We start from the raw sequence: 17,615 nt of genomic DNA on the forward strand, positions 1-17,615 counted from the left end.
TGTCAAAGAGAAGATGATTTCATTGAGTGACTTGGAACTTTTGAAAATGATAAAGGCACCCGAAAGCCGGGAAAAGGGCTATAGGATGCTGGTTGAACTGTATCAAAGGAGGGTCTATAGCATCGCCAGAAAAATGGTCATCATTCATGAAGATGCGGATGACATTACCCAAACCACCTTTATCAAAGCATTCAAAAATATCCAAAACTTCAATGGAAATTCTTCCTTATTTACGTGGCTATACAGAATAGCTACCAATGAAAGTCTGAATTTTCTGCAAAAGAAAAAAAGAAGGTTCTTTTCAAGTATTGACGACCATGAAGAGGCCATGAAGCATTACGTCGACCATTCACCTTTGGTAGATGGTGATGAAATTGAGAAAAAACTGCAAAAAGCACTATTGACCTTACCTGAAAAACAGAGACTGGTATTCAACCTGAGGTTTTTTGACGACCTGAGTTATGATGAAATCAGTCAGATTACCGATACTACCGTTGGTGGGCTAAAGGCAAGTTATCATCATGCAGTCAAAAAACTTGAAATTGAATTGAAGTCAGAATAAACCAAATCAGTCCAGCACTGTCTAAAAGATACGGATATGGAAAAATTCACAAAAAAAGACATTTACAGAGTACCCGATGGGTATTTTGAAAGCTTGCCTGAAAAAATCCTCGAAAGGAAAAGCAAGCAGGCCAAGATAGTATATTTTGACATTGTAAAATACCTGGCAGCGGCTACAGTTGTGATTGGTTTAATTTATTTTTTCACACCTCTTCAACAGTCCAACGATTCTTGGCAAAGTCATTTGGTCAATGAGGAAATAGAGCTCTACATTGATGCCGATTACTGGCAGGCAGAAGACATATTGGCATTTATGGATGATCCTGATGGGTTGCTGGATGAAATCATTGCAACTGAATGGAGCAGTATGGATTTATATGGAGAGGATTACTACGAAGACGACTTATGGTATTAAAAGAAATTATGAAAAAGCTAAGCTGTATATTCCTTCTGGTTATGTTAGCCGGAACTGTCTGGGCACAAAAGCCAGAAAGAAATTATGATAAAGAAAAGCTGGAATCTGCAAGGGTTGCATTTATGACCAACAGACTTGACCTCAAGCCTGAACAATCTGAAAAATTCTGGCCTGTTTTCAACCAATATCAGGAAAAAAGGTCAGCTCTAATGGATGAAATTTCAGTACTTAACCATAAATCAAACCAATCTCTGAGTGATTCAGAAGCTAAAGAGCTGATCTCTCAAAGGCTTATGAAACAACAGCAAATGCTGGACTTGGAAAAGGTATTTATGGACGAGGTACAAAAAACAATTAGCCCTTCACAAGCCGCCAAACTTCATGGAATCAACAGGCAGTTTACCAGGCAACTATACCGGATGAATCAGGGAAGAGGAAGACAAGGAGGTAAGACTCCATAAAAAAAGCAGCCTTAATTGGCTGCTTTTTTTATGGAGATTATTGCTGCTTTTTCAACAGATCTCTGATTTCCTCAAGAAGAACTTCAGATTTTGGCGGTGCTGGAGGTGGGGCAGGAGCTTCTTCTTTTTTCTTCTTCATCCTATTGATACCTTGGATTGCCAAAAATATCACAAAGGCAATGATCACAAAATCAATCACATTTTGGATAAAGTTGCCATAACTCAGCAAGACCGGAGGCATTTCTTCTCCGCCTTCACTGATGTATGCTTCTCTAAGAACCACTGCTAAGTCTTTGAAATCAACACCCCCTAAAAGAACTCCAATAGGTGGCATGATGATGTCATTTACAAATGAGGTGACAATTCTCCCGAAAGCGCCACCAATAACGACCGCAACAGCAAGGTCAACTACATTGCCCCTGACCGCAAATTCTTTAAACTCTTTAATTAAGCCCATAAGTAAAGTTATTAAGGTTAAGTGATAAACAATATAAAGCAAAATAATAAAAATAAAATGCGAATAATACTTTTTGAAAAATTTTATAAAGGCAAAAGAATTAATTCATACAATTTTCTTTTATAACTTGATCTTCACCCCCTGTACACCAGAATTCATAAAGAATTAAACAGATAGCCAACGAAGGAAGTTGAAAATTTTATAACTTACGCGCTCAAACCTATTAATCACTCGTATGAAAATTGCCCTGATTGCCCACGACGGAAAAAAAGCCGACATGGTCCATTTTTTAAGCGGATACAAAAGCCAACTTAATCACGCCGATATCGAACTAGTGGCCACTGGAACTACAGGCAGCCATATAGAAAAATCCGGTTTTAAAGTAAATAAATTACTTTCAGGACCTTTAGGTGGTGATGCACAGATTGCTGCAATGGCAGCACAGAAAGAATTGGATCTCGTGATTTTTTTCAGAGATCCGCTCGATAAGCATCCGCATGAGCCAGATGTACAGATGTTGATGAGGATTTGTGATGTACACAATATTCCTTTAGCAACGAATCCAGCTGCAGCAAATCTTATCTTTGAACAAATTACAAAAGACTTTGATGGAAAATAAAGCCATAACAAAAATAGGTGTATTGACCTCTGGAGGAGATGCTCCTGGAATGAATGCTGCCATTAGGGCTGTAGTCCGGGCAGGTTTTTATTACAACCTCGAAATGTACGGCATCTACCGCGGCTATGAGGGAATGATCCAAAATGAAATCAAAAAACTTGAATCCAAGAATATTGCCCACATTTTGGAAAGAGGCGGAACTTTCTTAAAGTCCGCAAGAAGTGCAGAATTCAGAACTGAAGAAGGCCGTCAGAAAGCATATGACAATCTTAAAAAGCATGGCATTGATGCCTTGGTTGTTATAGGTGGAGATGGTTCTCTTACTGGGGCTCATTTGTTTTTCAAAGAATTTGGAATTCCTGCTATTGGGATACCCGGAACAATCGACAATGATCTGGCAGGTACAGACCACACCATTGGTTTTGATACGGCATGCAATACAGCGATCGAAGCAATTGACAAAATCAGAGATACAGCCACTTCCCATGATAGGCTCTTTTTTGTAGAAGTAATGGGAAGGGATGCTGGTTTTATTGCTATCAATGCTGGAATAGGCAGCGCTGCAGCTGCTACATTGATTCCAGAAAAGAAAATGCCAATAGAAAGGCTAGTGGAAAGGTTGAAAGCCAGAACCAAAGCCATGAAAACTTCCAATATCGTCATTGTGGCGGAAGGGGGAAAAAGTGGAGGTGCCGCCGAAATCGCTGAAAAAATCAAAAAACAACTGCCCTATTATGACATCAAAGTCACTATCCTTGGTCACCTTCAAAGAGGAGGAGCTCCTTCCTCTTATGATCGGGTTTTGGCGAGCAAATTAGGAGTATCAGCCGTGGAAGGTTTATTGCATGGAAAACATGATGTGATGGCAGGAATCATAAACAATAAGATCGTCTTTACCCCAATTTCGAAAGCCATTTTGGGAGACAAAGAGGTAGATGAAGATGATTTCAGGATTGCGAAAATACTTTCAACATAAAAAAACATGGATTGAAAACAGTATTTTCATTCCAAGATTAATGTTCATAAAAAAAAGGAGACAGATTTGCCTCCTTTTTTTGTCTTATTCTTTTTCCAAGATAATGCTGGAATATGCCGGTAAATGCAGTTCCCCTTCATCTTTACTGGCACCACCGTAATGGAAGATCATTTTCCCAAAATCTTCAGGCATAATTATCTTTTTGTCCTCATCTCCAAGATTGTGTACCACAAAAACCTGCTGGTCTTTATGATTTCTATAATAAGCCATCATGGATTGAGGCAGGTCATTTTCATAAAGGTCCAAATCTCCCAAAGCCAGCGCTCTATTGGTATTTCTCAATTTGATGATTTCTTTATAATGATTGAAGTAACTGGTACTCATAGACTTTTGAATGGCTAACGGAGTCACCGTCTCATCTATAGAGTATTTGGGCTCAATCCATGAAGTACGGCCTTTGTCATTGGCTTCGATATCCCACAAGAAGGGTTCGCGGATATGTTCGTCCGGCTTTTTCCCTAACATCCCGATTTCTTCGCCATAATAAAGATATGGTGCCCCTGGCATGGTCATCAGGATATTGATGGCCTGTTTTAGTTTTCTCGGATTTTCATTAAGAGAATTCAATAACCTAGGCTGGTCATGATTGGATGAAAATGTCGCATCAATAAATTCATCAGTGATATCCTGATAAAAATCAAGAATTTCTTTCTGTCTTTTGGCGAGGAGCATCCCATCTTCCTTTTCATAACTTTCCAGTAAAGTATAATGAAAATCAAAATTGAACAAAGCCGGCAGCCCAGGAAGATAAGGGGCTACAATTTCCTTCATGTCATATACCTCACCTACCAGATAAACGTCCGGCTTGATAGCTTCCATCTTTTCTCTGAATTCTTTCCAAAAAGCATGATTATCCTCAGGCCTGTCGTCAGGGAAAATATGTTTGGCGGCATCCAATCTGAACCCATCTACACCCACTTCTTCCAGCCAAAATCTGCCAATATCATAAATTTCTTCTCTCACTTTGGGATTGTCAAAATTAAGGTCAGGCATACCCCCATAGAAAAACCCATAATAATAGTCCTCTCCTATTCCCGGATCATGCCACTGTTGTATGTTATCAGAGTCCAATGTTATAGTCTTCTTATTGATGAAGTCAGCTATGGTATCCTTTTGTGCCCACACATAATAATCCCTATAGGGATTGTCCCTGCTCTTTTTGGATTCCAAAAACCACGGGTGCTCGCTGCTGGTGTGATTGATAATCATATCGATGACTATTTTGATATCCTTTTTATGGGCTTCTTCAATAAGCTTCTTGAAATCTTCCAGCGTGCCATAATCCGGGTGAATATCCTTGTAGTCTGTCACATCATATTTGTGATAACTGGGCGAAGGCATTACCGGCATAAACCAAATGGCATTGGCACCCAATTCCTTTACGTGCTCAAGCTTTTTGATCACACCATTGATATCCCCTATTCCGTCACCATCTGTATCATAAAAAGATTGGATAAAAATCTCGTAGGTGATTCCGGCATGCGGCCAGTGATTTTCTATTTTATTGCCTTTCTGATTGGAACAGGCTGCTGCAATCAACACCACTAAAAGGATTAAAGGGTTTTTAATTTTTTTCATGCTTCAATAGTAAGATGGTAATTATTATCCCATTTATTGATGAAATGTAAACTATCAGGTTACGGAATGATCCCATTTGGAATTCATGCAAATTAGTCGGGGTGTGGCATAAGTTTGCACACTTATTCTATTCGATACAATAAAAGCAAAAAGTCACCTTAAAGTGACTTTTTGCCTAAAAATCAAATTTTTGTTAATTCCGACCTATGGCATTTAGCATATCAAAAGCCAATTCCAGTCTCTTGTTGAAACTTTCCTCACCTTTTCTAAGCCAAACTCTTGGGTCGTAATATTTCTTATTTGGACTATCATCCCCCTCAGGATTACCCAACTGGGTCTGAAGGTATGCTTCTTTGGATTGGTAGTAATTTTTGATACCTTCCCAGAAAGCCCACTGCTGATCCGTATCAATGTTCATTTTAATAGAACCGTAGCCATTTGCTTCTCTGATTTCTTCTACAGAAGAACCGGAACCGCCATGGAATACAAAATATACAGGCTTCTCACCTGTACCGTATTTTTTCGAAATATACTCTTGAGAATCTCTCAGAATAGTCGGCTTCAAGCTGACATTCCCTGGCTTATAGACCCCATGCACGTTTCCAAATGAAGCCGCAACAGTAAACAAGTCACCAACTTGGCGCAGGTTTTCATAAGCATAAGCTACCTCTTCAGGCTGGGTGTAAAGTTTCGAGCTGTCCACATCAGTATTATCCACTCCGTCTTCCTCACCACCTGTGATTCCAAGTTCGATTTCAATGGCCATACCCAACTCATTGAATTTCTTGAAGTAATCCACGCAGATTTCTATATTTTCCTTTACAGGCTCTTCTGAAAGGTCTAGCATATGCGAACTGAAGAGAGGTTTTTTATTAGCTTCAAAATAAGCTTTGCCTTCTTCAAAAACCCCATCTATCCATGGAAGGAGCTTTTTGGCACAGTGGTCAGTATGAAGAATGACTGGTACTCCGTAGGCTTCTGCCATTTTGTGAACGTGGATAGCACCTGAAACAGATCCTGCTATGGCTGCTTTTTGGTTATCATTGCTCAGGCCCTTTCCGGCGTAAAATTGAGCTCCACCATTTGAAAATTGAATAATTACAGGGGAATTTACTTTTTTGGCCGTCTCAAGCACTCCATTGATTGTGCTGGTATTGATGACATTGACGGCAGGCATAGCAAACTCGCTTTCTTTAGCGTAGTCCAATAGGTCCTTGAGTTCCTCACCGTACTTTACTCCTGGTTTGAATTTCATGATTGTGTTGTAAAGGTTGATTATTGTTTGATAAATCTTTTCCTGAGAACCTGACGGCTATCAAAGACCTCAAAGATATAAAGACCTGCTTTAAAATCCCTTATATCAACCTGTAAATTGTCCCCACTAGAAAGATGAGTGCCTTCGCCGATCACGGATCCCTTTACATCTATGATCCTGTAATTGAACTGATTGAGGTCTTTGGGGAAGCCCACATTAATCGTACTGGAAGATGGTACTGGAAATATCCTGAATCCAGATGAGTCCGGTTCTTCATTTTCAATGGAAGTAATCAGGTCTTCCATGAGGATCTGACCTTCAGGAGTTTCGAGTGGTTCACTGGTAAAAAGCATAAACTCATTGGCCCTCAACCTGAAAGTCTTGGAGTTGCCGGTAACTTCAATTTCTTCTCCTGTAAAGTAATTGTACCATTTTCCAGGTCTCGGAAAATCCAAAGCGACATTATTAGCAGTGTTAAGTCCAAAATTACCATGAAGCACTACTTGGAAATCCCCGTCTATCAAACGGATTGATTTTACTGCCTGACTTAAATTCAAAATTGCATTTTCTGGTTTATTAAAGGCATTGTGTTCGCTTTTAAGTTTGATCATGGCTTTGTAAAGCCTATACAATCTCATCCGCTCCGGATCATCGAGATAATTCCATCGCGTAGGTTTGATACCTAACCTATCATTATTAAGTTCAAGATCATAACCAAACTCTTCAAACTGCCACAACATTTTCGGTCCTGGAATGCTGAAGAAAAATGCCGCCATCAACTGATTTCTATTGACCGCATTTTTGAGCTGCCGGAGGTTCACAGGGGAAGATTGTCCATTGGTCAGAGATTCCCACATGGTTCTCTCTTCATCATGGCTTTCCATGTAGCTTACAAGGTGGTTTTTGGCCCATCCTCTTGACTGATAATATCCCCAGTCAAAGTTTCTGTTCCCTCCTTTTGCTATTTCTCTCATGTCAAAGTTCAAATTCCCCCAAAACATCATTCCATAATCCGCTAACTCCCTTTCTTCGGAATTTTCAGAAAAATGCTCAAGTATGATGTAGGTATCCGGGTGCTTCTCTTTTAGGTTGTCATAGATATCCTTCCAGATAGCAATCCTTGACTCATCCCTTTGGCTCCAAAGTCCAACATCATTACCTGAATTGAACTGTGTAAACCCTTTACTCAGGTCAAACCTATAACCATCAAACTTATATTCTTCTATCCAATAGTTATTTACAGTATCTACGAAAGCTTTGGTATACGGACTTTCATGGTTAAAGTCATATCCCACATTAAAGGGATGTTTTGCTACTCTGTTAAGCCAAGGATTGTCTTCTGTAGGCGCTCCATAATCTCCATCATTATATAGCCTTACAAAAGGGTTTTGGCCAAAGGCATGATTGAGAACCATATCTGCAATGACGACCATATCTCTTTTATGGGCCTCATCAATAAGTTCTTTAAGATGATTCTTGGGTCCATAAAATTTATCCACTGCAAAAAAGAAGGATGGATTATAACCCCATGAAATATTCCCTTCAAATTCTTTGATAGGCAGCAATTCTATGGCATTGATACCAAGATCTTTTAAATAATCCAACCTTTCTATTACAGCTTTAAAGGTCCTTCTGTCATCAAAATCCCTTACCAGAAGTTCATACACCACCAACTCTTCCGGTGAGGGCTTATTGTAATCCAAATGTTGCCATTCGTAGGGCTGCTGGGCAGTCTGCAAAAATGTAGCCTGGAATTCCGTTTTACCATCTGGATAAGGTTTAAGTCCCGGATACCTATTTTGTTGGATGATTTCATTGTCATGAAAGGGGTCAGAGACTTTGTCCGCATATGGATCTCCAATTCTGATGGCACCGTCTACCAAATATTGGAATATATATTCTTCACCAGGTGTCAGACCTTCGAGTCTATACCAGAACATTTCTCCGTCCGGCGTCTGATTCATTTGGTAATCACCAAGAATCTGCCAATCATTAAAATCCCCAATGACAAATGCATTTCTTTTTCCCGGGGCTTCCAAAACCAAAATCACTTCGGTATCAGACACATAATTGATTCCTTTAATAGCCCCATCCGGTATGGACAGCTGGGGACTTGCTCCTACTACTGATATGGTACGTGTGGCTGTATTTTCTTCTCCGTCTTTGACTGCTTTTGCTTCTACTGAAAAGGTCCCCTCTTCAGTAGCAGTGAAAGTATATGAAAGTGCTTCAGCATTAATGGCTGAGGCAACTTCTGTTCCGTTGATAGAAATACTCAAAGAGGCCGCCTCTGAAGAAACTATGCTTAGCTCCTGTGATTCTCCTATTCCCAAAATTACTGAGGAAGCAGATGGGGATGTGAAAATAACCTGAAACCCCTGGCTTAGATCAATAAAAAAGTCCTGATTGGTTTCTGTTTTCCCTTCACGAGTACCATCGGCATTCCTGAACACTAAACCCAATCGGTAAACAACCTGCCCCTCTTCAAGATCAAAAAAATCGTTTGGTGTAACTTCCCATTCCCAAAGGGTGTCTTCCCCTTGTACTTTTGTCATAAGTGCATCAGGATTGTCAGTACCCCATTGAAAGGGAACAATGGACCAAGTAGTAGAATTGGGCCCTGCCACTACAGCGCCTATGTGGACGTAAACTGCTGAGGCATCCGCAAGACCGGTAGTTCCCTGACTTGCATCATAAATGATTTTTATATTTTGATCCGCTCTTGGAAAAGAAGGGATTGTTGTGACTTGTGCAGTAGTTGTAAAAGATTGACACAGGATCAACAGAATAGCACAACAGAGGGGGTAGAAATACTTCATGTTAATTTAAAAGAAAGGCAATAACTCATAAATTGGAACACCCTTTTGATTTAAATAGTCTTCCAAAAACAAAAAGTACCGGTGAATTTCCGGTACTTTTTGTCCTATAAAGTGGAAACTATTCCATCTCTATGGTATACAATACCCTACCTGGAGTTTTAAAGTCCAAAGTAATGTTGTAGGTTCCTGAAGCAGGGATTGCAATGTTTGGCCCATCAAATGAAGCCACACCTTCTTCGTCACTTCCACCATAGTTTTGATCCCAGGACGAAGTTCTGAATTTCAATTCCCCTTCTGTAAGGTCAGCAGTGATTTTTAAAATATTCTCTCCCGCATCAAAGGACATAGGAGTTTCAGTATCCCAACCTCCTGGAGTTGCATCACCTATAATCCCCCATCTTCCGATTCTTTCCAACTCATAAGTCATGTTGTTCAAATCAGCTTTCACCCTGTAAGTTCCGAATTCACCAGGAATTTTCAGGTTACCTCCACCTTCTTCCAATTCACCTGCTGCACCCATTCCAAAGTCCGGGAATTCGTCCCAAGCTGGTCCAGTAATAAATTTAAACTCTCCTGATCCACTCAAGATATGGAGATATCCCTCATAAACATCATCAGAATTTGCAGAGAAGATGACTGTATTGTCATTTGCCGGATTCCATCCTTGGTAATCACCAGGAACTCTTAAAAGTGGTAAATCTACCGCATCAGAATAAGGTGTCACATTGATAGTCACTGGACTTCCAACAATGTCTCTAAGGTTTCTGTCAATCACTGACCTTACTCGGAATTCAATTTCTCCTGCTGTACCAGCTTCTACTCCTTCGGCTAAAACCCTCCTGTTCAACTCTCCAACTTTTACTTCAACAGTGGTTGAAGTTCCTGATCCAACTATCACCGGACTGGAAAAATTATTACCTGCCCTGTCAATCTCAATATTATAAGTTACTTGACCATCCATGCCGAAATTAGCCTGTGATACCTCAAAAACTAACATTTCTTCAGCCTCTGACTGATCTAATACAATTGAAGAACCTGCAGCAGGGCTACTAATGGTGGATGGTGTTTGCTGTACGATTGGTGGCATGTCCATTTCGCCACATGACCACAGCAAAGGAAGCACGAATGCCAATCCCAGAAATTTTGAAAGTACTCTCATAGGTAAATTGTTTTGGTATTTATTGTTTCAGATTGTATAATTTTTGTTAAATTATATATTAAAATATCACAAATGAACCAGTTCTGCTATGAATCAATTACAGATAATCGGTACGTTTTGTATTGAAATATTAGAGAATTACCCATGGATTAGCAAATATTCATTAAGGAAAAAATAACTTTTTAAGTATGCAAACGTCACCGCAAACGTTTGCATATCAGAAATATTTTGCTGAAATTTTTGAACAGATTATTTTAATTATCATTGTCAAAATAAATTTTCTTCTATCCTTCCCTGAGATATGAAGGATAATCATTTATCTTTAAAATATTAGAATAAGATAATTTTCATGAAATTAGGACAAGCAACCATTAAAGACATTGCAAGGGAATTGAACGTGTCTTCCTCAACAGTATCCAGAGCACTGAAAGATTATCCAGGTATCAGTGATGAAACTAAAAGAAGAGTAAAAGAGCTAGCTGACAAACTCAATTACAGACCCAATGCTGTAGCACTTAGCCTGAGAAAAAGCAAGTCTTTCACTATAGGAGTAATTATTCCCGAGGTTGTCCACTTTTTTTTCTCCACAGTGATCAGCGGAATTGAAGAGGTAGCCTTCTCCAATGGCTACAATGTCATATTGTGTCAGACCAATGAGCGTTTGGATCGTGAAAAAAGCAGTATTGACACCATGCTCTCCAATCAGATAGATGGGTTATTGGTCAGCTTTTCGAAAGAAACCACAGAGTTTGACCATTTCAGTAAACTGATGGACTTGGATTTCCCCATTGTATTTTTCGATAGGCTTCCAGAAATTCCCAATGCAGTCAATGTCACTGTAAATGATTTTGAGGGTGCTTATCAAGCAGTCAAACATTTGCTAGAGCAGGGTTATAAAAGGATTGTCCATCTAGCAGGCCCCAGTAACTTAGCAATTAGCAAAAAAAGGAAAGAGGGATACCTAAAAGCTTTGGCAGAAGCAGGCATAGAAGCAGATGAAAGTCTTATTATAGAATGCCCGGGTGGAAACGAAAAAGAAAGCTTTGATGTGACCAAGCAACTTTTCGAAAATGAAAAAAACAGACCAGATGCCATTTTTGCACACCACGATATCGTAGCTGCGGGAGCCATGATGGCACTTAAATCACTTGACCTTCGCATTCCGGAAGATGTAGGTTTGGTTGGCTATTCCAATTGGCAATTTTCTTCCATGATTGATCCACCACTGTCCACTGTCTCCCAACCAGGTTTTAAAATCGGGGAAACAGCCATCACCATGTTGCTTGAGATGATTGATAAAAAAAGAGATTATAAAAGTGAGCCTGTACAAGTGGTTTTGGATACAGAATTACTGGTAAGAAAGTCTTCAGTAAGGATCTGATGTTAATTTTTTTCAAAAAATTCTTATTTTTTTGTGCAAACGATTGAATAGCTGTCAGTTTTTGGATTTCCATAAAAAGGACACCTACAAGAAACAGAAATAAGGCCTATCTGTCTCTATCCGCATTTTTTACTACTGATTAACTTTCTAAATTAGCTCAATGACAAGTAAACAATAGCCCATTTCTTCAAGCCAATCAATAATTGAGATGACCACATTAATGCAAAAAAAGAAGAACAATAGAAATGTTTGTATTGGCGACGTCCAATATTGGAAAAAGGAAACAAATGGCATAAGCGGACACACTGCACATGCCCAATTTTTGATTACTGTCTTTCGGGAGGATATCATCCGTGTGCAGGTAAGCAAGGAAGAGCTTTTCAGTACCAACCCATATTCTGTCGTATTGAAGCCTGTTGATACGGATTTCAAATTTGAAGAAACAGAAGAAAAACTTATCCTCAAAACCAAAAAAATCACCGTAGAAATTCTCCTAAACCCATTTGCGATCACCTACTTAACACCAACAGGAGAAGTAATCAATAAGGATGATGCAGCTTTTGCAGTATCATGGTTGGGCACTGAAGTCACCAATTACAAGTCTGTTCAACCCAATGAAAGATTTATTGGATTAGGAGAAAAGACTGGTGGGCTTAACCGCGCCGGGAGTGCTTATACCAACTGGAATACGGACTATTTTGCATACGGGGTCGGTGATGATCCGCTATATATGTCCATTCCGTTTTATATTGGAATACATAGTACTCTAGCTTATGGAATTTACTTTGATAATACTCATAAAAGTGTCTTCAATTTCGGGGCATCTACCAAAAGATTTGTGTATTTCTCAGCAGATGACGGTGATCTGGATTATTATTTTTTCCATGATGAAAGTGTTTCCAAAATCATAAGTGCCTATACCGATCTGACCGGAAAAATGGAAATGCCTCCTATGTGGTCACTGGGATTTCAACAATGCCGCTATTCGTACTATCCGGAGTCAGAGGTACAAACCTTGGCCCAGACCTTTAGGGACAAGCAGATGCCTGCAGATGTAATCTACTTGGATATACATCATATGGAAAAATACAAGGTCTTTACATTTGATGGAGAAAAGTTTCCCGATCCAAAAGCCATGATCAAAAGGCTGAAAGAAAAAGGCTTTAAAGTAGTGGTGATCATGGATCCGGGGATAAAAACGGAAAAAAGTTACCTTCCTTTTGATGAAGGAAAAGAAAAGGACCTGTTTGTAAAATATCCTGACGGTGAGATCTATGAAGCACAGGTATGGCCTGGCTGGTGTGCCTTTCCGGACTTCACCAAGGAAGAAACGAGGACTTGGTGGGCAGAAAAGATGGCTTTTTATGAAGAAGCAGGTGTGGATGGATATTGGACAGACATGAATGAACCCGCTTCTTGGGGTCAGCATACTCCTAATTTAATTGACTTTTATTACGAAGGCGAAAAAGTAAGCCATAGAAAAGCCCGAAACATTTATGGATTTCAAATGGCAAGGAGTGCCAATGAAGGCAGCAAAGCCCACCGATCAGGAGAAAGACCTTTTATCCTGACAAGATCTGGATTTTCAGGAATCCAAAGATATGCAGCTGCTTGGACGGGTGACAATGTGGCCTCAGAAGAACATATGCTTGCAGGTGTCCGCTTGGTCAACAGCCTTGGAATCAGCGGAGTGTCATTTGCAGGGTATGATGTGGGAGGCTTTGCAGGTGAGGCCAGCAAAAGCCTGTTTGCCAGATGGATGAGCATTGCTACCTTTTCCCCTTTCTACAGGGCCCACTCCATGATCAATTCCAATGATGCCGAGCCTTGGAGTTTTGGTGAGGAAGTCGAAGAGATTTCCAGAAACTATATGAAGCTGAGATACAGGTTACTGCCATTGATATACTCCAGCTTTTATCAAAGTTCAATAAATGGATTGCCTGTGTCCAAAAGTCTTGCCATTGATTTCCCTCATGACAATATCGTCTACGAATCCACTTTTCAAAATCAATACCTTTTTTGCGATAGCCTTTTGATCGCTCCAGTGGAGAGTACTAAGGAAATTACAAAGGTGTACCTGCCCAAAGGGGATTGGTATTACTTCTTTGATTCAAAGTACCATCAGGGGAGTCAGGTCATTTTTCAGGAATGCCCTACCTCCTACTTGCCTGTTTTTGTCAAAGCAGGTGCTGTTTTGACATTGCAGTCGGAAATTCCCCATACTGATGCTGAACATGACGGCACTTTAAGGCTTCACATTTATAAGGGTGAAGGAAGGACAAATTTCCTTCATTATGAAGATGACGGAAAAAGTTTTGACTACAAAAATGACATTTATTTCAAAAGAAATATTGAATGGAACAGTGATGCCAATACATTGATTTTCAAAGAATCTGAGGGAAAATATATTTCTTCTTTTTCAAAAATCAGAGTTTTTTGTCACGGGTTCAATCCGGCCAAAGCTTCGGGCTTCTTTGGTGAGTTATTGGCCAGGGAGGAGAATGTAGCATTCTTGGGAAGATTGACAGAATTTGATCCACTTCCTGAGCACCTCCATGAGTTCCATGAATCAAAAAATATTGCAGCCTTCACTTTCGATCACCGCAGCGAAGGATTTGAAATAAAATTCTCATAAACTACTTATCGATACCCCAAAATAATGCTATCAAAAGAAGATAAACCAAAACTCAGTTTTTGGCAGATTTGGAATATGAGTTTTGGATTTTTAGGGATTCAATTTGGATTTGCCTTACAAGGTGGATTTATGTCCCGGATTTTTCAAACTCTTGGAGCGGATAAAGATGCCATTCCTTTGCTGTGGATTGCAGCACCGCTGACAGGCTTGCTTGTTCAGCCTATTGTAGGATATCTAAGTGATCGGACTTGGCATGTCAAGTTTGGAAGAAGGAGGCCATATTTTCTCATTGGGGCCGTGATGAGTACCATTGCTTTATTTTTTGCACCATATTCAAGCGCACTTTGGATGGCTGCCGGAGCATTATGGATTTTGGATGCTTCCATCAATATTTCCATGGAACCTTTCCGTGCCCTTGTAGCGGACAAACTTCCTGATAGCCAAAGGTCTTATGGGTTTGTCGTACAAACACTTATCATAGGAATAGGTACTTGGATAGCAAGTAATTTACCTTGGTTTATGACCCAAATAGGCATACCAAATACTGCAGAGGCGGGCGTTGTTCCCGAATCTGTGAAATTTGCTTTTGCCATAGGCGCAGTTGTGCTTTTGGGTTCTATTCTTTATACGGTTTTGACCACGGATGAATATCCTCCGGAAAACCTGGAGGAATTCAAAAAGAAAAATGAAGAAAGCAAGGGCTTTTTTAATGGATTCAAAGAGATTTTCAGCAACATTGCGGGCATGCCTTTGGTGATGAAACAGCTCGGGGTGGTGCAGTTTTTTTCCTGGTTTGCCTTCTTTACCATGTGGAGTTTTGCCACTCCTGCCATCACGGAACATGTTTTCCGTGCTACAGACACTTCCTCTGCTGCTTACAATGATGCTGCGGATAGCGTCGGAAACTATCTGGGAACCTATGGACTAGTTTCCATGATCTTTGCCCTAATCTTGGCTTTTGTTACCAGCAAGGTAAAAATCAACAGAAAAATGGTTCATATGCTGAGCTTGTTTGCAGGTGGGCTGGGCTTTATTATGATTTTCTATATCTCAGAAACTTGGATGCTGCATCTTTGCTTTGCATTGGTCGGTATTGCCTGGGCCAGTATTTTGTCCATGCCTTATGCCATGCTCTCCAGTGCTGTCAACCCCAAACAGATGGGGGTTTACATGGGTATATTCAATATGTTCATTGTTATTCCCCAAATAGTAGCTGCTTTGGGAGGAATCAACTTCATGTATAAGCTGCTGTTTGGAGAAGAAGTCATTTACACCATGGTATTGGCGGGTTCATCGCTTATTGTTGCCGGACTGAGCAATCTATTGATAACCAACCGTAGTGCTACCCATGATGGATAAAGGGTGTAAAGAAACTAAAATTCGAATACCGTGTATGAAAATATGCGGTATTTTTGTTTGAAATTAACTGAAGAGAAAGTGAAGAAAATAACCATAACCGGAGTACCTGAACATTTTAATTTCCCTTGGTTGGAGACTATAAAATCACAACCCTTCCAAAAAGAGGGTATAGTCCTGGAATGGATAAATGAACCAAGAGGTTCTGGAGCCATGAATAAAGCCCTGAGAGAAGGAAGTACCGATATTGCCATAGTGCTTACTGAAAGCTTTGTCAAAGACAGAATTGAAGGAAATGGCGCAAAAATAATAGGTATACATGTAGCAACTCCGCTGATATGGGGTATTCATACTTCAGCTTTATCTCCTGTCAACTCCCTTAATGAGCTTTCTGATTCCCCATTTTTGATCAGTCGATTAGGTTCAGGCTCACACCTGATGGCTTACGTCCTGGCGGATCGGGAAGTTTGGCAAATGGACGAATCAAAATTTGAAATAATTGAAAACCTTGAAGGCGCCAAGAAGGCATTTCAAAGCCCTGAGAAGAAAGCTTTTTTATGGGAAAAATATACTACAAAGCCATTGGTGGACAAAGGACTTTTTATAAGGGTTGGAGAGGTCCCCACCCCGTGGCCATGTTTTGTGATTGCCGCCACAGAAAGAATCAGAAAGGAAGCACCGAAAATTATACAAAAACTTACAAGATTGGTCTACCAAAAATCCAAATCGCTAATGTTGAACCATGAGGAAACTCAATCTGTCCTGAGCAAAACCTATGGTATCAAGGAAGAGGACATAAATGAATGGCTGACCCAGACCAAATGGCAGGTAGACTGCTCTGTCATAAAGAATGACCTTACCAAAACCATGGAAATACTCAAAGGTCTTAGATTGATTAAAAAAACAGTTGCGGAAGAATATCTGGTAGATGAAACTTTTGTGGATCTTATTTAAGGCTTGATATGGCCCATACCCTCAAAGCCTTTGCTTCTAAAAGCCACAAGATCTAGATAGGGCGTGCTGAAAAACGCCAACTGGAGAATAAATGCTTTAAATTTTGATGAATACCCCGTTTGTCAAGTATTTTCTTTTTAAGCAGGTGCACGCTTATTCAATGATATAGCTTGATTTCCGTGCTCCTTAAAATTTCAAAATTCGAAATTTTAAGGCTAGTCTCAGGCATACCATCTTCTTCATTGGGCTCACTCGAAGTATAAGCATACATCTTCATTCGCCCGCTTTGAATCTGGCATACCTGAGACTTTTTCAGCAAGCCCTAGATTATCTATAGGGTAATTCAGAGTTTCGACATAACCGAAAACCCTCAAACCTTCTACATTCAGGTCCGGATGATTCAGGTCAATTCCGGTATCAATGACCCAAACTTCCTTGTCCCTTTGTACTCAAAAGGACCACCCACTCTTGTTACTCCCCAGGGAATTACTTGCGTATTTTTTATAGGCTCAGCAGGGCTATTGCCCCTATCAGGCCTTTTTCCCTACAAAGTTCCAAGCACCCTTATCCTATCTGGCTCAATTGACTTAACCCTAGCGTCTTTCTGAAGCTGATTTTTCTTTTCCTCGGTAAGCTCCACTGAAAAGCCCTGAAATGCCATAGCATATAAATTTTCAGGTTGGGCCCCATCCGCTTCATAGGTGGTTAAAAGCGCCCGCGCTTCTTCACATAAATATCCAATGGCTGCCTCATAATCTTCAGAGAATTCTTCCAATTGAAACTGATCGTCTTTAAAAACCACAATGTATTATCCTTGAACTTGAGAAGTCTCAGTGAATTCACTTTCCATATTTTCTTGAAATAAGCTTTGCTCTTGTAAGCTTTCTTGGCAGGCAATGAAAAAAGTTGTAGCTATCAGTAAAACCAAG

General features: G+C 40.1%; 15 protein-coding genes. 9 read left to right on the forward strand and 6 right to left on the reverse strand.

The features are described 5' to 3' along the window. Positions 1–13 precede the first annotated feature (13 nt). Genes EGN73_RS10160 through EGN73_RS10170 form a run of 3 tightly spaced genes read left to right on the forward strand, consistent with a single transcriptional unit; the run spans position 14 to position 1,437 of the window. Entirely contained in the window at positions 14–562 is a 549-nt protein-coding gene (locus tag EGN73_RS10160; RefSeq protein ID WP_219289456.1) for an RNA polymerase sigma factor, read from the forward strand. Positions 563–598: 36 nt separating this feature from the next. Then, entirely contained in the window at positions 599–976 is a 378-nt protein-coding gene (locus tag EGN73_RS10165) for a hypothetical protein (protein ID WP_219289056.1), read from the forward strand. An 8-nt stretch (positions 977–984) separates the two neighbouring features. Then, a complete protein-coding gene (locus EGN73_RS10170; RefSeq protein ID WP_219289058.1) occupies positions 985–1,437 on the forward strand; it encodes a Spy/CpxP family protein refolding chaperone in 453 nt (150 codons plus the stop codon). Positions 1,438–1,474: 37 nt separating this feature from the next. Here EGN73_RS10170 and mscL read toward each other — a convergent pair whose 3' ends face one another. Continuing rightward, positions 1,475–1,894, reverse strand: a complete 420-nt coding sequence (gene mscL, locus EGN73_RS10175; protein ID WP_219289061.1) for a large-conductance mechanosensitive channel protein MscL — start codon at positions 1,892–1,894, stop codon at positions 1,475–1,477. Positions 1,895–2,129: 235 nt separating this feature from the next. On the opposite strand from mscL, the gene EGN73_RS10180 reads away from it, so the two are divergent. Both EGN73_RS10180 and pfkA read left to right on the forward strand, forming a co-directional pair. Beyond that, positions 2,130–2,513 carry a methylglyoxal synthase gene (locus EGN73_RS10180; RefSeq protein ID WP_219289064.1) on the forward strand — a complete coding sequence of 128 codons (384 nt, stop codon included), beginning with the start codon at positions 2,130–2,132 and terminating at the stop codon, positions 2,511–2,513. Then, the gene (pfkA, locus tag EGN73_RS10185; protein ID WP_219289067.1) at positions 2,503–3,489 is read left to right on the forward strand and encodes a 6-phosphofructokinase; all 987 of its coding nucleotides are present in this window, start codon (positions 2,503–2,505) and stop codon (positions 3,487–3,489) included. Before EGN73_RS10180 ends, pfkA begins: the two co-directional genes overlap by 11 nt. Before the next feature lie 84 nt (positions 3,490–3,573). On the opposite strand, the gene EGN73_RS10190 is transcribed toward pfkA, so the two are convergent. From EGN73_RS10190 to EGN73_RS10205, 4 genes are all read right to left on the reverse strand, one after another. Beyond that, positions 3,574–5,127, reverse strand: a complete 1,554-nt coding sequence (locus EGN73_RS10190; RefSeq protein ID WP_219289070.1) for an alpha-amylase family glycosyl hydrolase — start codon at positions 5,125–5,127, stop codon at positions 3,574–3,576. A 193-nt stretch (positions 5,128–5,320) separates the two neighbouring features. Continuing rightward, positions 5,321–6,382: a class II fructose-bisphosphate aldolase gene (fbaA, locus tag EGN73_RS10195; protein WP_219289073.1), complete on the reverse strand. Its 1,062-nt coding sequence runs from the start codon at positions 6,380–6,382 to the stop codon at positions 5,321–5,323. A 20-nt stretch (positions 6,383–6,402) separates the two neighbouring features. Then, complete coding sequence (locus EGN73_RS10200) at positions 6,403–9,201, reverse strand: alpha-amylase family glycosyl hydrolase (protein WP_219289076.1); 2,799 nt, start codon at positions 9,199–9,201, stop codon at positions 6,403–6,405. Between the two features lie 118 nt (positions 9,202–9,319). Next, entirely contained in the window at positions 9,320–10,360 is a 1,041-nt protein-coding gene (locus EGN73_RS10205; RefSeq protein ID WP_219289078.1) for a SusE domain-containing protein, read from the reverse strand. Positions 10,361–10,709: 349 nt separating this feature from the next. On the opposite strand from EGN73_RS10205, the gene EGN73_RS10210 reads away from it, so the two are divergent. The 4 genes from EGN73_RS10210 (at position 10,710) to EGN73_RS10225 (ending at position 16,686) form a co-directional block, all read left to right on the forward strand. After that, the gene (locus EGN73_RS10210; protein ID WP_219289080.1) at positions 10,710–11,741 is read left to right on the forward strand and encodes a LacI family DNA-binding transcriptional regulator; all 1,032 of its coding nucleotides are present in this window, start codon (positions 10,710–10,712) and stop codon (positions 11,739–11,741) included. Positions 11,742–11,949: 208 nt separating this feature from the next. Next, positions 11,950–14,376, forward strand: coding sequence for a glycoside hydrolase family 31 protein (locus tag EGN73_RS10215; protein WP_219289083.1), 2,427 nt, complete (start codon positions 11,950–11,952; stop codon positions 14,374–14,376). A gap of 24 nt (positions 14,377–14,400) precedes the next feature. Next, complete coding sequence (locus EGN73_RS10220) at positions 14,401–15,735, forward strand: MFS transporter (protein WP_219289086.1); 1,335 nt, start codon at positions 14,401–14,403, stop codon at positions 15,733–15,735. A gap of 78 nt (positions 15,736–15,813) precedes the next feature. After that, positions 15,814–16,686, forward strand: coding sequence for a type 2 periplasmic-binding domain-containing protein (locus EGN73_RS10225; protein WP_219289089.1), 873 nt, complete (start codon positions 15,814–15,816; stop codon positions 16,684–16,686). A gap of 544 nt (positions 16,687–17,230) precedes the next feature. On the opposite strand, the gene EGN73_RS10230 is transcribed toward EGN73_RS10225, so the two are convergent. Next, positions 17,231–17,488, reverse strand: coding sequence for a protease inhibitor I9 family protein (locus EGN73_RS10230; RefSeq protein WP_219289093.1), 258 nt, complete (start codon positions 17,486–17,488; stop codon positions 17,231–17,233). Between the last annotated feature and the right edge of the window lie 127 nt (positions 17,489–17,615).

This window comes from Arthrospiribacter ruber (assembly GCF_019343195.1).
GTDB lineage: Bacteria > Bacteroidota > Bacteroidia > Cytophagales > Cyclobacteriaceae > Arthrospiribacter > Arthrospiribacter ruber.

Bases quoted from the DNA above. Each gene is read 5' to 3' on its own strand.
- EGN73_RS10160 (WP_219289456.1), top strand. From the start codon at position 14: ATGATTTCATTGAGTGACTTGGAACTTTTGAAAATGATAAAGGCACCC.
- EGN73_RS10165 (WP_219289056.1), top strand. From the start codon at position 599: ATGGAAAAATTCACAAAAAAAGACATTTACAGAGTACCCGATGGGTAT.
- EGN73_RS10170 (WP_219289058.1), top strand. From the start codon at position 985: ATGAAAAAGCTAAGCTGTATATTCCTTCTGGTTATGTTAGCCGGAACT.
- mscL (WP_219289061.1), bottom strand. From the start codon at position 1,894: ATGGGCTTAATTAAAGAGTTTAAAGAATTTGCGGTCAGGGGCAATGTA.
- EGN73_RS10180 (WP_219289064.1), top strand. From the start codon at position 2,130: ATGAAAATTGCCCTGATTGCCCACGACGGAAAAAAAGCCGACATGGTC.
- pfkA (WP_219289067.1), top strand. From the start codon at position 2,503: ATGGAAAATAAAGCCATAACAAAAATAGGTGTATTGACCTCTGGAGGA.
- EGN73_RS10190 (WP_219289070.1), bottom strand. From the start codon at position 5,127: ATGAAAAAAATTAAAAACCCTTTAATCCTTTTAGTGGTGTTGATTGCA.
- fbaA (WP_219289073.1), bottom strand. From the start codon at position 6,382: ATGAAATTCAAACCAGGAGTAAAGTACGGTGAGGAACTCAAGGACCTA.
- EGN73_RS10200 (WP_219289076.1), bottom strand. From the start codon at position 9,201: ATGAAGTATTTCTACCCCCTCTGTTGTGCTATTCTGTTGATCCTGTGT.
- EGN73_RS10205 (WP_219289078.1), bottom strand. From the start codon at position 10,360: ATGAGAGTACTTTCAAAATTTCTGGGATTGGCATTCGTGCTTCCTTTG.
- EGN73_RS10210 (WP_219289080.1), top strand. From the start codon at position 10,710: ATGAAATTAGGACAAGCAACCATTAAAGACATTGCAAGGGAATTGAAC.
- EGN73_RS10215 (WP_219289083.1), top strand. From the start codon at position 11,950: ATGACCACATTAATGCAAAAAAAGAAGAACAATAGAAATGTTTGTATT.
- EGN73_RS10220 (WP_219289086.1), top strand. From the start codon at position 14,401: ATGCTATCAAAAGAAGATAAACCAAAACTCAGTTTTTGGCAGATTTGG.